The organism is Pseudomonas sp. I3-I5 (assembly GCF_022699445.1).
Lineage (GTDB): Bacteria > Pseudomonadota > Gammaproteobacteria > Pseudomonadales > Pseudomonadaceae > Aquipseudomonas > Aquipseudomonas fulva.
Map to the genome: position 1 here is coordinate 3,527,317 of NZ_CP093940.1, position 14,221 is coordinate 3,541,537.

The 14,221-nt window shown below is 63.7% G+C and carries 12 protein-coding genes; 9 read left to right on the forward strand and 3 right to left on the reverse strand.

The window, feature by feature from the left end:
* Positions 1 to 7 precede the first annotated feature (7 nt).
* A complete protein-coding gene (locus MOP87_RS15725) occupies positions 8 to 1,654 on the reverse strand; it encodes a Na+/H+ antiporter (protein ID WP_027913868.1) in 1,647 nt (548 codons plus the stop codon).
* 363 nt (positions 1,655 to 2,017) lie between these two features.
* Between MOP87_RS15725 and MOP87_RS15730 the strand changes: the two genes are divergently transcribed.
* From MOP87_RS15730 to MOP87_RS15745, 4 genes are all read left to right on the forward strand, one after another.
* Positions 2,018 to 2,365 (forward strand): ArsC family reductase, encoded by a 348-nt coding sequence (locus MOP87_RS15730; RefSeq protein ID WP_242810551.1) that lies wholly within the window; start codon positions 2,018 to 2,020, stop codon positions 2,363 to 2,365.
* 31 nt (positions 2,366 to 2,396) lie between these two features.
* Positions 2,397 to 3,431, forward strand: coding sequence for a 2,3,4,5-tetrahydropyridine-2,6-dicarboxylate N-succinyltransferase (gene dapD, locus MOP87_RS15735; RefSeq protein WP_027913866.1), 1,035 nt, complete (start codon positions 2,397 to 2,399; stop codon positions 3,429 to 3,431).
* A gap of 81 nt (positions 3,432 to 3,512) precedes the next feature.
* Positions 3,513 to 4,718: a cysteine desulfurase gene (locus MOP87_RS15740; RefSeq protein ID WP_242809791.1), complete on the forward strand. Its 1,206-nt coding sequence runs from the start codon at positions 3,513 to 3,515 to the stop codon at positions 4,716 to 4,718.
* Positions 4,715 to 5,125: a SufE family protein gene (locus MOP87_RS15745; protein WP_027913864.1), complete on the forward strand. Its 411-nt coding sequence runs from the start codon at positions 4,715 to 4,717 to the stop codon at positions 5,123 to 5,125. Before MOP87_RS15740 ends, MOP87_RS15745 begins: the two co-directional genes overlap by 4 nt.
* A 13-nt stretch (positions 5,126 to 5,138) precedes the next feature.
* Here MOP87_RS15745 and tcdA read toward each other — a convergent pair whose 3' ends face one another.
* Positions 5,139 to 5,948: a tRNA cyclic N6-threonylcarbamoyladenosine(37) synthase TcdA gene (gene tcdA, locus MOP87_RS15750; protein ID WP_023534048.1), complete on the reverse strand. Its 810-nt coding sequence runs from the start codon at positions 5,946 to 5,948 to the stop codon at positions 5,139 to 5,141.
* A 118-nt stretch (positions 5,949 to 6,066) separates the two neighbouring features.
* Between tcdA and MOP87_RS15755 the strand changes: the two genes are divergently transcribed.
* The 4 genes from MOP87_RS15755 (at position 6,067) to MOP87_RS15770 (ending at position 11,207) form a co-directional block, all read left to right on the forward strand.
* Positions 6,067 to 8,664, forward strand: coding sequence for a glycosyltransferase (locus MOP87_RS15755; protein ID WP_027913862.1), 2,598 nt, complete (start codon positions 6,067 to 6,069; stop codon positions 8,662 to 8,664).
* Between the two features lie 181 nt (positions 8,665 to 8,845).
* A complete protein-coding gene (dapE, locus tag MOP87_RS15760) occupies positions 8,846 to 9,997 on the forward strand; it encodes a succinyl-diaminopimelate desuccinylase (protein ID WP_049695524.1) in 1,152 nt (383 codons plus the stop codon).
* Positions 9,997 to 10,809, forward strand: coding sequence for a putative RNA methyltransferase (locus MOP87_RS15765; protein WP_110607004.1), 813 nt, complete (start codon positions 9,997 to 9,999; stop codon positions 10,807 to 10,809). Before dapE ends, MOP87_RS15765 begins: the two co-directional genes overlap by 1 nt.
* Positions 10,810 to 10,826: 17 nt before the next feature.
* Entirely contained in the window at positions 10,827 to 11,207 is a 381-nt protein-coding gene (locus MOP87_RS15770; RefSeq protein WP_023534045.1) for a hypothetical protein, read from the forward strand.
* A 60-nt stretch (positions 11,208 to 11,267) separates the two neighbouring features.
* On the opposite strand, the gene MOP87_RS15775 is transcribed toward MOP87_RS15770, so the two are convergent.
* Positions 11,268 to 11,477: a cold-shock protein gene (locus MOP87_RS15775; RefSeq protein ID WP_023534051.1), complete on the reverse strand. Its 210-nt coding sequence runs from the start codon at positions 11,475 to 11,477 to the stop codon at positions 11,268 to 11,270.
* Positions 11,478 to 11,721: 244 nt separating this feature from the next.
* Here MOP87_RS15775 and plsB point away from each other — a divergent pair, with 244 nt between their 5' ends.
* Positions 11,722 to 14,208 carry a glycerol-3-phosphate 1-O-acyltransferase PlsB gene (gene plsB / locus MOP87_RS15780; RefSeq protein ID WP_242809792.1) on the forward strand — a complete coding sequence of 829 codons (2,487 nt, stop codon included), beginning with the start codon at positions 11,722 to 11,724 and terminating at the stop codon, positions 14,206 to 14,208.
* The last annotated feature ends 13 nt before the right edge of the window (positions 14,209 to 14,221 follow it).

Sequence of the window (14,221 nt, forward strand, 5' to 3'; positions counted from 1 at the left end):
GGCCAGTTCACTTGATCTGGCCCAGGTTAGCCTCGCTCATGTCCAGGTCGCCCAGCACATGCCGCACCACCTCGTCACCGAGCAGGTGCTGGCGGTGCAGGTTGTAGAGCTCCAGGCGCTGGGCCCGCAGCGCACGCAAGCGCAGGCGGCGCTCGAGCAGGTCCATCTGCTCGGCCAAGGCCCTGGCCTCTTCACTGTCATTGTGCCGGTCCAGTTGGTCGCGATACTCAGCCATCAGCCGAGCCTTCAATTCTGTAGCCAGTGTGGCCTGGGCGGCATCCTGCGGCGCGTTGGCATCGACCACCTCCTCGGCCTCCAAGGCGTGAATCGCGGCCTCAGCGGTGCGTCGCCAGGCTTCATGCACCTCTTGCTGCATGCGCTCGTCAGGGCTTTTGGTCACGCCGCGCAGTAAAAGCGGCAGTGCGACACAGGCACCGATCAACGACAGCAGGATGACACCGGCGGCAATGAAGATCAGCAGATCGCGCTCTGGAAACGCCTTGTCCGCGCCCATCAGCAACGGAATCGACATCACACCCGCCAGGGTGACGGCCCCTCGCACACCGCCCAGCGTGAGCAACCAGCACGAGCGTGCGGTGGGCAACATCACCAGCGCAGGCTTGCCGCGCCAACGGCGCAGAACCCCCACCAGGCGCCAGATACTCTGCACCCAGATGAACCGCAGCACGATCAGCGCCGCGAAGATGGCGACCACGTCCAGGCAGCGCCAGGCCAGGGTCGGCCACAGCGTGGTTTCATGGCTGACCACCGCCTTGACGATGTCGGGCAGTTGCAAGCCCAACAACAGGAAGATCAGCCCATTGAACGCGAACTCCAGCAGCGACCACACGCTACGATTGAGCAGGCGGGTGCTGGTCTGGCGTGGCAGCAGGTCGAGCCAGCTCTGCATCATGCCGGCCGCCACTGCCGAGAGGATGCCCGACACCCCGAGGCGCTCGGCCAGCACATAGGCCGCGAACGGCAGCAGCAGCATGAACACCACATGGGTGGCCGGGTCGTCCCAGCCGCGGCCGATCATCCAGGCACGCAGGCGGCCGACCAGCCAACTCAGCGCTACCCCCACGGCCAGACCGCCAAGCGCCACCAGTGCGAAGCTCAGGCTGGCATCGGTCAGTGAAAAGACACCGGTGATGGCCGCAGCCAGGGCGAACTTGAAGGTAACCAGGCCCGAGGCATCGTTCATCAGGGCCTCACCCTGGAGCATGTGCATCAACGGCGTAGGCAGGCGGTCCTGGGTAATGGCCGACACGGCCACCGCGTCAGTCGGCGACAGTACGGCTGCCAGCGCGAATGCCACCGGCAACGGGATGCTCGGCAACAACCAGTGGATGAAATAGCCCGCACCGACCACGGTGAACAACACCAAGCCCACCGCCAGGGCCACCACCGGGCCGCGAATGCGCCACAACGCGCGTTTGGGAATGCGCCAGCCATCGGCGAACAACAGCGGCGGCAAGAACAGAAACAGAAACAGTTCGGGGTCGAGGGCGACATGCAGCCCCAGTGTCGGCCAGGCCAGCAAAGCGCCAGCTGCGATTTGTACCAGCGGCAGAGGCAGGGGAATCAGGCGGCCGACCAATTTCGACACGCTGACCAGCATCAGCAGGATAAGGACGGTATAGGCGGACTGCATCCAGTGGGTCTTCCTTCTTCAAACGGCCCCGTACCCGAGGACAAAACGTACACCTGGATCAGCATGGTAACGGGTGACAAGCGTGCCTGGCCGCTGCACCAAGGTCGCAGGTGGCGAACTAATGTGTAACATGAAGATACATCTACCGCCCAAGGGTTCAGCCGGTATCGGGAAATGACCGGTGGTTGCGCTCAATTGGACGCACGTTCCCGTCCATGAAGAAAGGCAGCACGCGTTTGCAGAAGCAACCGCTGCCCGTTCAGGACAACCTCCCGTGGCGCCGTGCGGAGGGTTATCGCATAATCGCGCGACTGACATTCGGAAATGGAGAGATTGGGGCGACACGTATCCCCGATGCACACAATGACCTACACGCTCTACGGCATCAAAGCCTGCGACACCATGAAAAAGGCTCGCACCTGGCTCGACGACCAGGCCATCGCCTACGAATTCCATGACTACAAGACTCAAGGCATCGACCGTGACAGCCTGAACCGCTGGTGCGACGAGCACGGCTGGGAAACCCTCCTCAACCGCGCCGGCACCACGTTCCGCAAGCTCGACGACGCCAGCAAAGCCGATCTCGACCAGCCCAAGGCCGTCGAGCTCATGCTGGCCCAGCCTTCGATGATCAAGCGCCCGGTACTCGACCTGGGTACGCGCACGCTGGTGGGCTTCAAACCCGACCTGTACGCCGCCGCCCTGGCCTGAGTCCCTACCCTATTTAGCAAGAGGTAACCACATGTCCAATTCCCTGTTCAGCCTGGCCTTCGGTGTCGGCTCCCAGAACCGCCAGGGCGCCTGGCTGGAAGTGTTCTACGCACAGCCCCTGATCGACCCGAGCCCCGAGCTGGTCGCGGCCATCGCACCAATCCTTGGCTATGAGGGTGGCAACCAGGCCATCACCTTCAGCAACGCCCAGGCCGCGCAACTGGCCGACGCCGTCAGAAGCGTCGATGCCGCACAAGCCGCCCTGCTCACGCGTCTGGCAGAAAGCCACAAGCCGCTGGTGGCCACCCTGCTGGCTGAAGACGCCGCACTGGCCTCCACGCCCGAGGCCTACCTCAAGCTGCACCTGCTGTCCCACCGCCTGGTCAAGCCGCACGGCGTGAGCCTGGCCGGTATCTTCCCCCTGCTGCCAAACGTGGCCTGGACCAACATCGGCGCCGTGGACCTGGCCGAGCTCGCCGAGCTGCAACTCGAAGCGCGCTTGCGTGGCGAGCTGCTGGAAGTGTTCTCGGTGGACAAGTTCCCGAAGATGACCGACTACGTGGTCCCGGCCGGCGTGCGCATCGCCGACACTGCACGGGTACGCCTGGGCGCCTACATTGGCGAAGGCACCACCATCATGCACGAAGGTTTCGTCAACTTTAACGCCGGCACCGAAGGCCCGGGCATGATCGAAGGTCGTGTGTCGGCCGGTGTCTTCGTCGGCAAAGGGTCGGACCTCGGTGGCGGCTGCTCGACCATGGGTACCCTGTCCGGCGGCGGCAACATCGTCATCAAGGTCGGCGAAGGCTGCCTGATCGGTGCCAACGCCGGTATCGGCATTCCACTGGGCGACCGCAATACCGTCGAAGCGGGCCTGTACATCACCGCCGGGACCAAGGTGAACCTGCTGGACGAGCACAACGAACTGGTCAAGGTCGTCAAGGCACGCGACCTGGCGGGCCAGGCCGACCTGTTGTTCCGCCGCAACTCGCTCAATGGCGCCGTGGAGTGCAAGACCCACAAATCGGCCATCGAGCTGAACGAAGCCTTGCACGCACACAACTGAAAACCCCACCGGGTATGAAGTGTTAAGATCGGGTCTGGCGCCTCAGCGCCAGACCCGATTTTCATTCCAGGCCCCGCGAATATGTTCCAGCCCTCCCCCTGGCGTGCCGATTTTCCTGCTATCGACGCCCTGCAACGCCAGCACCAGACCTACCTGGACAGCGCCGCCACCGCTCAGAAACCCCAGGCGCTGCTCGACGCTCTGGGCCACTACTATGGCAGCGGGGCGGCCAATGTCCACCGTGCCCAGCACCTGCCTGGCGCACGGGCAACCCAGGCCTTCGAAGCCAGCCGCGACAAGGTCGCCCGCTGGTTGAATGTCGGACAGACCGGCCAGATCGTGTTCACCCATGGCGCCACGGCTGCGCTGAACCTGCTGGCCTATGGCCTGGAGTCTCGTCTCGAGGCCGGCGACGAGATTGCCATCAGCGCCCTCGAACACCATGCCAACCTGCTCCCTTGGCAGCAGCTGGCACACCGACGCAGCCTGCGCCTGGTCATATTGCCGGTCGATGCACGCGGTTTCATCGACCTGGAGCGGGCGCTGCAGATGATCGGGCCACGCACCCGCGTCCTCGCCGTCAGCCAGTTGTCCAACGTGCTGGGCACTTGGCAGCCGCTGCCGGCCCTGCTCGCCCATGCCCGCGCACAGGGTGCACTGACGGTTGTAGACGGCGCCCAGGGTGTGGTGCATGGGCGCCAGGACCTGCAGCAACTGGGGTGCGACTTCTATGTGTTCTCCAGTCACAAACTGTACGGGCCGGACGGGGTGGGCGTTTTGTACGGGCGCGACCAGGCGCTGGGGCTGCTGCGCCATTGGCAGTTCGGCGGAGAGATGGTGCAACTGGCCGAGTACCAGCGCGCGAGCTTCAGGCCGGCGCCGCTGGGCCTGGAAGCCGGCACACCGCCCATCGCCGGGGTGATCGGCCTTGGCGCTACGCTCGATTATCTGGCGAGCCTGGACGCGGCGGCGGTGCTGGCTCACGAGGCCGGGTTGCATGCCCGGCTGATCGAGGGCCTCACGCAACGCGAAGGTATTCGCCTGCTAGGCCTGCCGCAGTGTGCGTTGGCCAGCTTCGTCGTGGAAGGGGTGCACAACGCCGATATCGCGCACCTGCTCACCGAACAAGGCATTGCCGTGCGGGCAGGCCATCACTGTGCGATGCCCCTGCTCCAGGGGTTGGGCCTGGACGGGGCGATCCGCGTGTCGCTGGGCCTCTACAATGACCAGGCCGACCTGCAACGCTTCTTCGAGGCGCTGGACCAGGCGCTGGAGTTGCTGCGATGACCTTGCCAGCACAAGCCGATCAGGCACTGGAGGCCTTTGCGCAGAGCAAGGGCTGGGAGCAGCGCGCGCGGCTGTTGATGCAGTGGGGGGACCGCCTGGAACCGCTGACTGAAGCCGAGAAGACCGAAGCCAATCGCGTTCACGGGTGCGAAAGCCTGGTCTGGCTGGTGGCCGATGCCGTGGACGGCCACTGGCGATTCAAGGCCAGCAGCGATGCACGCTTGCTGCGCGGTCTGCTGGCGCTGCTGCTGGTGAGGGTGCAGGGCTTGAGTGGTGAGGCGCTGCTGGCGCTGGACGTGCAGGACTGGTTCGGGCAACTGGGCCTTGAACGCCAGCTGTCACCCTCACGCAGCAACGGCTTGCATGCCGTGGTGCAGCGAATGGCGGTGCTGGCTTCTGGGCGTTGATGCCACCGCGCATTCACTCCGGCCGGACACGCTCCGATGGCCGCCTGGCGCCCGCTACCAGCTTCTCCACGGCTTTGCTGGCGGCAACCATGCCGAACGTGGCCGTCACCATCATCACCGCGCCAAAGCCGCCGGAGCAGTCCAGCCGTACGCCCTCGCCCACGAAACTCTTCTGCAGGCACACACTGCCATCCCCCTTGGGATAACGCAGCTGTTCACTGGAAAACACACAGGGCACGCCATAGTTACGGCTGACATTGCGCGAGAAGTTGTAGTCGCGGCGCAAGGTCGAGCGCACCCTTGAGGCCAGCGGGTCGTTGAAGGTCTTGTTCAAGTCCGCGATCTGGATCTGGGTCGGGTCGATCTGGCCACCTGCACCACCGGTGGTGACGATGCCGATCTTGCGCCGCCGGCACCAGGCTATCAGGGCTGCCTTGGCCATGACGCTGTCAATGCAGTCCACCACGTAGTCGAACTGTTCGGTGATGTACTCGGCCATGGTCTCGCGGGTGACGAAATCGGCCACCGCGTGGACCTTGCACGCCGGGTTGATGGCCCGCAGGCGCTCGGCCATCACCTCGACCTTGGGCCGGCCCACCTGCCCTTCCAGCGCATGGGCCTGACGGTTGGTATTGCTCACGCACACATCATCCAGGTCAAACAGGGTGATCTCACCCACCCCCGAGCGGGCCAAGGCTTCGGCCACCCACGAGCCCACCCCGCCAATCCCGACGATGCCCACGTGGGCCTGCTGCAGGCGCTGCAGGCCCTGGTCGCCATACAACCGGGCCACCCCTGCAAAACGTGGATCTTCTGTGCTCATGTCAATACCCCAAAAAACCGGCGCGCATTATAGGCCAGCCAGGCCATGCCCTGCACGGTTAGGAAAGACACCTTAACCCTGCTTTAATGTCGTAACACTTCGACACTTATGGACGACAATGTCTTCACGTAAATTCGGCCTGAACCTGGTAGTGGTCCTGGCCATCGCGGCGCTGTTCACCGGTTTCTGGGCGCTGATCAATCGCCCGGTATCGGCACCGGCCTGGCCCGAACAAATCTCCGGCTTTTCCTACTCGCCGTTTCGCCTGGGTGAAAGCCCGCAGAAGGGCCAGTACCCGGACGACAACGAGATGCGTCAGGACCTGGAGCAGATGAGCAAGCTCACCGACAGCATCCGTATCTACACCGTCGAAGGCACCCAGGCGCACATCCCGAAGCTGGCCGAGGAATTCGGGCTGCGGGTAACGGTGGGGATCTGGATCAGCCCGGACCTTGAGCGTAACGAGCGCGAGATCGCCACGGCCATCGAACTGGCCAACACCTCGCGCAGCGTGGTACGGGTGGTGGTCGGCAACGAAGCCTTGTTCCGCGAGGAAGTGACGCCGGAAAACCTCATCCAGTACCTGGACCGTGTACGCGCGGCCGTGAAAGTGCCGGTGACCACCAGCGAGCAGTGGCACATCTGGAAACAGAACCCGCAACTGGCCAAGCATGTGGACCTGATCGCCGCCCACATCCTGCCCTACTGGGAATTCGTGCCCATGAAGGACTCGGTCGAGTTCGTCCTCGACCGTGCGCGGGAGCTGAAACACCAGTTTCCCCGCAAGCCGCTGCTGCTTTCGGAAGTGGGCTGGCCGAGCAATGGCCGGATGCGCGGTGGTGCCGATGCCACCCAGGCCGACCAGGCCATCTACCTGCGCACCCTGGTCAACACGCTCAACCGACGCGGCTTCAACTATTTTGTGATCGAAGCCTACGACCAACCCTGGAAAGCCAGCGATGAAGGCTCGGTCGGGGCCTATTGGGGCGTGTTCAACGCCGAACGCCAGCAGAAATTCAACTTCGAAGGCCCCGTGGTCGCCATTCCCCAATGGCGAGCCTTGGCAGTGGCCTCGGTGGTGCTGGCGATGATTGCACTGATGGTGCTGTTCATCGATGGCTCGGCCCTGCGCCAGCGTGGGCGCACCTTCCTGACGTTCATCACGTTCCTGTGCGGATCGGTGCTGGTGTGGATCGCCTACGACTACAGCCAGCAGTACAGCACCTGGTTCAGCCTTACGGTAGGCGTGCTCCTGGCCCTTGGCGCACTGGGGGTGTTCATCGTGCTGCTGACCGAAGCCCATGAGCTGGCCGAGGCGGTATGGACGCACAAGCGGCGGCGCGAATTCCTGCCGGTGCACGGCGACAGTGCCTACCGACCGAAAGTGTCGGTGCATGTGCCGTGCTACAACGAACCGCCGGAAATGGTCAAACAGACCCTCGATGCTCTGGCCGCGCTGGATTATCCGGACTACGAAGTGCTGGTCATCGACAACAACACCAAGGACCCGGCCGTGTGGGAGCCGCTCAAGGCCCACTGTGAAAAGCTCGGCGAGCGCTTCCGGTTCTTCCACGTCGCACCCCTGGCCGGTTTCAAGGGCGGCGCGCTCAACTACCTGCTCCCGCACACGGCCAAGGATGCCGAAGTGATCGCGGTGATCGACTCGGACTACTGCGTCGACCGTAACTGGCTCAAGCACATGGTGCCGCATTTCGCCGATCCGAAGATCGCCGTGGTGCAGTCGCCGCAAGACTACCGCGACCAGCACGAGAGCGCCTTCAAGAAGCTGTGCTACAGCGAGTACAAGGGCTTCTTCCACATTGGCATGGTCACCCGCAACGACCGCGATGCGATCATCCAGCACGGCACCATGACCATGACCCGGCGCAGCGTGCTGGACGAACTGGGCTGGGCCGAGTGGTGCATCTGCGAAGACGCCGAACTTGGCCTGCGGGTGTTCGAGAAGGGCCTGTCGGCGGCCTACGCCCACAACAGCTATGGCAAGGGCTTGATGCCTGACACCTTCATCGACTTCAAGAAACAGCGCTTCCGCTGGGCCTATGGCGCCATCCAGATCATCAAGCACCACGCCGCTGCCCTGCTGCGCGGCAAAGGCAGTGAATTGACCCGCGGCCAGCGTTACCACTTCCTGGCCGGCTGGCTGCCATGGATTGCCGACGGCATGAACATCTTCTTCACGGTGGGGGCCTTGTTGTGGTCTGCCGCCATGATCATCGTGCCGCACCGGGTGGACCCGCCGCTGATGATCTTCGCCATCCCGCCGCTGGCGCTGTTCTTCTTCAAGGTCGGCAAGATCGTGTTCCTGTATCGCCGCGCCGTTGGGGTCAACCTCAAGGATGCACTGGCCGCTGCGCTGGCCGGGTTGGCGTTGTCGCACACCATCGCCAAGGCCGTGCTGTACGGGTTCTTCACCAGCAGCATGCCGTTCTTCCGCACGCCGAAAAATGCCGACAGCCATGGCTTGCTGGTGGCGATTTCCGAAGCGCGGGAAGAGCTGTTCATCATGCTGCTGTTGTGGGGCGCTGCAGCCGGAATTTACCTGGTGCAGGGCTTGCCGAGCTCGGACATGCGCTTCTGGGTCGCCATGCTCCTGGTGCAGTCGCTGCCCTACCTGGCCGCGCTGGTGATGGCGTTTCTGTCATCACTGCCCAAGCCTGAAGCAAAGGCTACGGAAAAGGCTGTCGAGACGCCCTAGGCGTGAGGCCTTGCAGGCCGACCTGTCGGCCATCACCGGCAAGTCGCCTGCAAAAGGACTACGTATTGTGCGAATGCGTGCAGGGGCGGGCTTGTCGGCGATTGGGCCGTGAAGCCCGGCATCGTTTGATATAAGATAACGCCCCTCAGTTTTCCCGCCTTGCCTTGCCCCGGAGTTCCCCATGACGGCCCCTGCCGAGCTCTCGCCTACCCTTCAACTGGCCTGCGACCTGATACGTCGTCCCTCGGTCACCCCCGTCGACGCCGATTGCCAGGCGCAGATGATGCAGCGCCTGGGCGCCGTGGGCTTCGAGCTTGAACCGATGCGCATCGAGGACGTCGACAATTTCTGGGCCACCCATGGCACCCAGGCAGGCCCGGTGCTGTGCTTTGCTGGCCATACCGATGTCGTGCCTACCGGCCCGGTCCAGCAGTGGCAACACGAGCCGTTCCAGGCGCTGATCGATGCCGACGGCATGCTCTGCGGCCGTGGCGCGGCCGACATGAAGGGCAGCCTGGCGTGCATGGTGGTGGCCAGCGAGCGCTTCGTGCGTGACTACCCAGGCCACCGGGGCCAGGTTGCCTTCCTGATCACCAGTGACGAGGAAGGCCCGGCCCATCACGGCACTAAGGCCGTGGTCGAGCGCCTCAAGGCGCGCAACCAGCGCCTGGACTGGTGCATCGTCGGCGAGCCCTCCAGCACCAACGTGCTGGGCGATGTGGTCAAGAATGGCCGTCGCGGCTCGCTCGGCGCCACGCTGACCGTACGCGGCAAGCAAGGCCACGTTGCCTACCCGCACCTGGCGCGCAACCCGATCCACCTGGCCGCGCCAGCGCTGGCCGAATTGGCAGCCGAGCATTGGGACCAGGGGAACGCCTTCTTCCCCCCAACCAGCTTCCAGATTTCCAATCTCAACGCCGGGACCGGTGCAACAAACGTGGTGCCCGGCGAACTGACGGCGCTGTTCAACTTCCGCTTCTCCACCGAGTCCACCGTGGAGGGCCTGAAGGCTCGGGTCTCGGCGATCCTGGACAAGCATGAACTGGATTGGTCGGTGGAGTGGGCGTTGTCCGGCCTGCCGTTCCTGACCGAGCCGGGCGAGCTGCTCGATGCGGTTTCGGCCAGCATCAAGGGCGTCACCGGCCGCGACACCCAACCCTCGACCAGCGGCGGCACCTCCGATGGCCGCTTCATTGCCACCATGGGCACCCAGGTGGTCGAACTTGGCCCGGTCAACGCCACCATTCACCAGGTCGACGAGCGCATCCTGGCGAGCGACCTGGACCTGCTGACCGAAATCTACTACCAGACCCTGGTACGGTTGCTCGCCTGATGCTGACCTGCCCACTCTGCCAGGCTGCCCTGAGCCCGCTGGACAACGGTGTGGTGTGCCCAGCGGGCCACCGCTTCGATCGCGCGCGCCAGGGCTACCTGAACCTGCTGCCGGTGCAGCACAAGAACAGTCGCGACCCAGGTGACAACCAGGCCATGGTCGAGGCACGCCGTCATTTTCTGGACGCTGGCCATTATGCACCGGTGGCCGGACGGCTGGCGCAATTGGCGGTCGAGCGCCAGCCAGGTACTTGGCTGGACATCGGTTGCGGCGAAGGCTACTACACCGCGCAATTGGCCCAGGCACTGCCTGATGCCCAAGGCTACGCCCTGGATATCTCCCGCGAGGCCGTTAAGCGTGCCTGCCGCCGCGCACCGGACGTCACCTGGATGGTAGCCAGCATGGCGCGCGTGCCGCTGGCCGATGCCAGCTGCCAGTTCATCGCCAGCGTCTTCAGCCCGCTCGACTGGGCCGAAGCCAGCCGTGTGCTGAGCCCAGGCGGTGGCCTGATGCGCGTAGGCCCTACCAGCGGCCACCTGATGGAGCTGCGCGAAGTGCTCTACGACCACGTGCGCCCCTATGCTGACGACAAGCACCTGGCCCTCGTGCCCCAGGGCATGTATCACGCCCATGGCGAGGTCCTGGAATTTCGCCTGAGCCTGGCCGAACCCCAAGCCCGCGCTGCCCTGCTCGCCATGACCCCGCATGGCTGGCGCGCCAGTGCAGAGCGTCGGGCGCGCGTGATCGAGCAGCCGGAACCGTTCGAGGTCACCGTCTCCATGCGTTTTGACTATTTCGTGCGCCAAGCATGAGCACACCCGGAGGTGTTATGCGCCAACCTGATATCGAGATTTATCTCAAAGACGCCGAAGTCGACCACAAGCAGATTGCAGCCTGGCTGACCCAGGCCATCGGCCCGTGCACCGAATGGAAGCAGAAAGGCCAGACCTACAAGTGCCAGGCCGGTAACATTCCGGTCACTTGGTTACCCAAAGCTGTAGGGAAATGGAACAGCCTGTACCTGGAAAGCGACCAGACGCCCTGGGCCGATGATATCGCCTGTGGTCGTGATGCCCACGCGGCTCTGGGTGTGGAAGTACGCTGTGCACCCGGCGGCTGGGTAGAGGAAGACGGCGAGGAAGATGCTGATCGCTGGGTGCGTATCAGTGCCGACGGCGAAGAGGAAATCACCTGGCGCACGTCGCCCTGATGGGCGTCCCTGAAGCTGCAAGCACAGCCGGCTTGCAGCTTCAGGCTTGAGCCTGGTCGCTCAGAGACCCACGACATCCTCGGCCTGCAGGCCTTTCTGGCCCTGCACGCAGGCATACTCGACCTGCTGGCCCTCGACCAGGCTACGATGCCCCTCACCCCGGATGGCCCGGTAGTGAACGAAGACATCTGCGCCCCCTTCCCGTTGAATGAAGCCATAGCCCTTGGCATCGTTGAACCACTTCACGTTCCCAGTCTCACGAGACGACATCTGCACTACTCCGGATTTTTATTGTGAAAATCGCCTTGCAGACACGAGACAATCGCCCCGAATCAGCGCCGCGTGCGTAAATCTCCTGCAAGCGGCAGGCCTGATCGGTGCTGGCGCATAAAAAAATTGAAGACAGGCCACGTGCACGTCAAGCTAGGCGCAATGCGAACGACTGGCCTATCTGGGCTAACCGCGCAGTGATCGCTGCGCTCGGCACTCTTCACCCTCAACCAGGGCTCTTTTCATGACCCGTTCTCCCCTGCACCGCTTGGTATTCGGCGTTCTGCGCCGGTTCTTGTACCTGTGGGTGCGCTCCGAAACCATCAATCAGTCAGCCCTGACCCTCAAGCTCGACCGCAGTCGCCCTGTGTTCTACGCCTTGCCTTCGCCTGCGCTGACGGACCTGGCGGTGCTCGACCACGAATGCACCAAGGCAGGGCTGCCACGCCCGGTACTGCCAGTGGTCGTCGGCCCCCTGCACGAGGCGGCTGCGTTCTTCTACCTCACCCCCGACCCGGACTGGCTGGGGCGCCATGACAAAAGTGGCGCCCCGCCTACCCTGGAACGTCTGGTCGAAGTGCTCGGCCAGCACGCCGAGGAAGATGCGCAGATCATTCCGGTGAGTGTGTTCTGGGGGCAATCGCCCGACAGCGAGTCGAGCCCGTGGAAGCTGCTGTTTGCCGACAGCTGGGCGGTGACCGGCCGCTTGCGCCGCTTGCTGACCGTGCTGATCCTGGGACGCAAGACCCGGGTGCAGTTCTCCACCCCGATTCACCTGCGCGAACTCGTGCAGCACAACAAGGGCCACGCCCGCACCGTGCGCATGGCCCAGCGCCTGATGCGCGTGCACCTGCGCAACCTCAAGACAGCGGTCATCGGGCCGGACATCTCCCACCGACGCAACCTGGTCAAAGGCTTGATCCATGCGCCGTTGGTGCGCCAGGCCATCGCCGAGCACGCTGAGCGCGAGCACGTGCCCCAAGCCAAGGCCGAGGCACAGGCCCGCCACTACGGTAACGAAATCGCCTCGGACTACACCTACACGGCCATTCGCTTTCTCGAAGTGGTACTCAGCTGGTTCTGGCACAAGATCTATGACGGCATCAAGGTCAACCACATCGAGCAGGTCCAGGGCATCGCCCCGGGCCACGAGGTGATCTACGTCCCTTGCCACCGTAGCCATATCGACTACCTGCTGCTGTCGTACCTGCTGTTCAAGAACGGCCTGACACCACCGCATGTGGCGGCCGGCATCAACCTGAACATGCCCGTGGTGGGCAACCTGTTGCGCCGTGGTGGTGCGTTCTTCATGCGCCGGTCGTTCAAGGGCAACCCGCTCTACACCGCCGTGTTCAACGAATACCTGCATACGCTGTACACCAAAGGGTTCCCGGTGGAGTACTTCGTCGAGGGCGGCCGCTCGCGTACCGGGCGCATGCTCCAGCCGCGCACGGGAATGCTGGCCATCACCCTGCGCAGCTTCCTGCGCTCCTCACGCACGCCGATCGTGTTCGTGCCTGTCTACATTGGGTATGAGCGCGTACTCGAAGGGCGTACCTACCTGGGTGAGTTGCGCGGGGCGAGCAAGAAGAAAGAATCCATTTTCGACATTTTCAAAGTGCTGGGTGCGCTCAAGCAACGCTTTGGCCAGGTCTACGTCAACTTCGGCGAACCCATCCGCCTGGCCAGCTTTCTCGACCAGCAGCAACCCGGCTGGCGAGACCAGGACCACGGGCCACAGTACCGCCCGGCTTGGCTCAGCGAAACCACGACGCGCCTGGGCGATACCGTCGCCAGGCACCTGAACGGCGCAGCGGCCATCAACCCGGTCAACCTAGTGGCGCTGGCCCTGCTTTCCACCAGCAAGCTGGCCCTGGACGAACGTGCGCTGGTGCGCGTGCTCGACCTGTACCTGGCGTTAATGCGCCAGGTGCCCTACTCCTCACATACCACAGTGCCCGAAGGCGACGGTCAGGCCCTGATCGAGCATGTGCGCGGGATGGACCTGGTGGCAGAGCAGAAGGACGCGCTTGGGCGCATTCTGTACCTGGATGAAAACAACGCGGTACTGATGACCTATTACCGCAACAATGTCCTGCACATCTTTGCCCTGCCGGCCCTGCTGGCAAGCTTCTTCCTGAGTAGCTCGCGCATGAGCCGCGCCTTGCTTGGCCAATATGTCCATGCCTTGTACCCCTACCTGCAGGCGGAGCTGTTCCTGCGCTGGGAACCTGAGCAGTTGGACGAGGTGATCGACCAGTGGCTTGGCGCGCTGGTCGAGCAAGGCCTGCTTCGCCAGGACCACGACATCTTTGTCCGTGCAGCGCCCAGTTCTCGTCAGTTCGTGCTGCTGACCCTGCTGGCGCGCAGCATCACCCAGACCCTGCAGCGCTTCTACATGGCGACTTCGCTGCTGCTCAACAGCGGCCAAGGTACCCTGAGCGCCGAAGCGCTCGAAGCACTGTGCGTGATGATGGCCCAGCGCCTTTCGATCTTGCATGGCCTGAACGCACCGGAATTTTTCGACAAAAGCCTGTTCCGCCACTTCATCCAGACGCTGATCGACCAAGGTGTGCTGCGCGAGAATGCACACGGCAAACTGAGCTACAGCAAGAAGCTAGGCGGGTTGGCCGAAGGCGTGGCCAAGCGCGTGCTGTCGGCCGAGTTGCGCTTGTCGATCCGCCAGGTTGCCCTGCACGGGGATGATGGCCTGGCAACGGCGACCCTATGAACCTTTTTCTGAA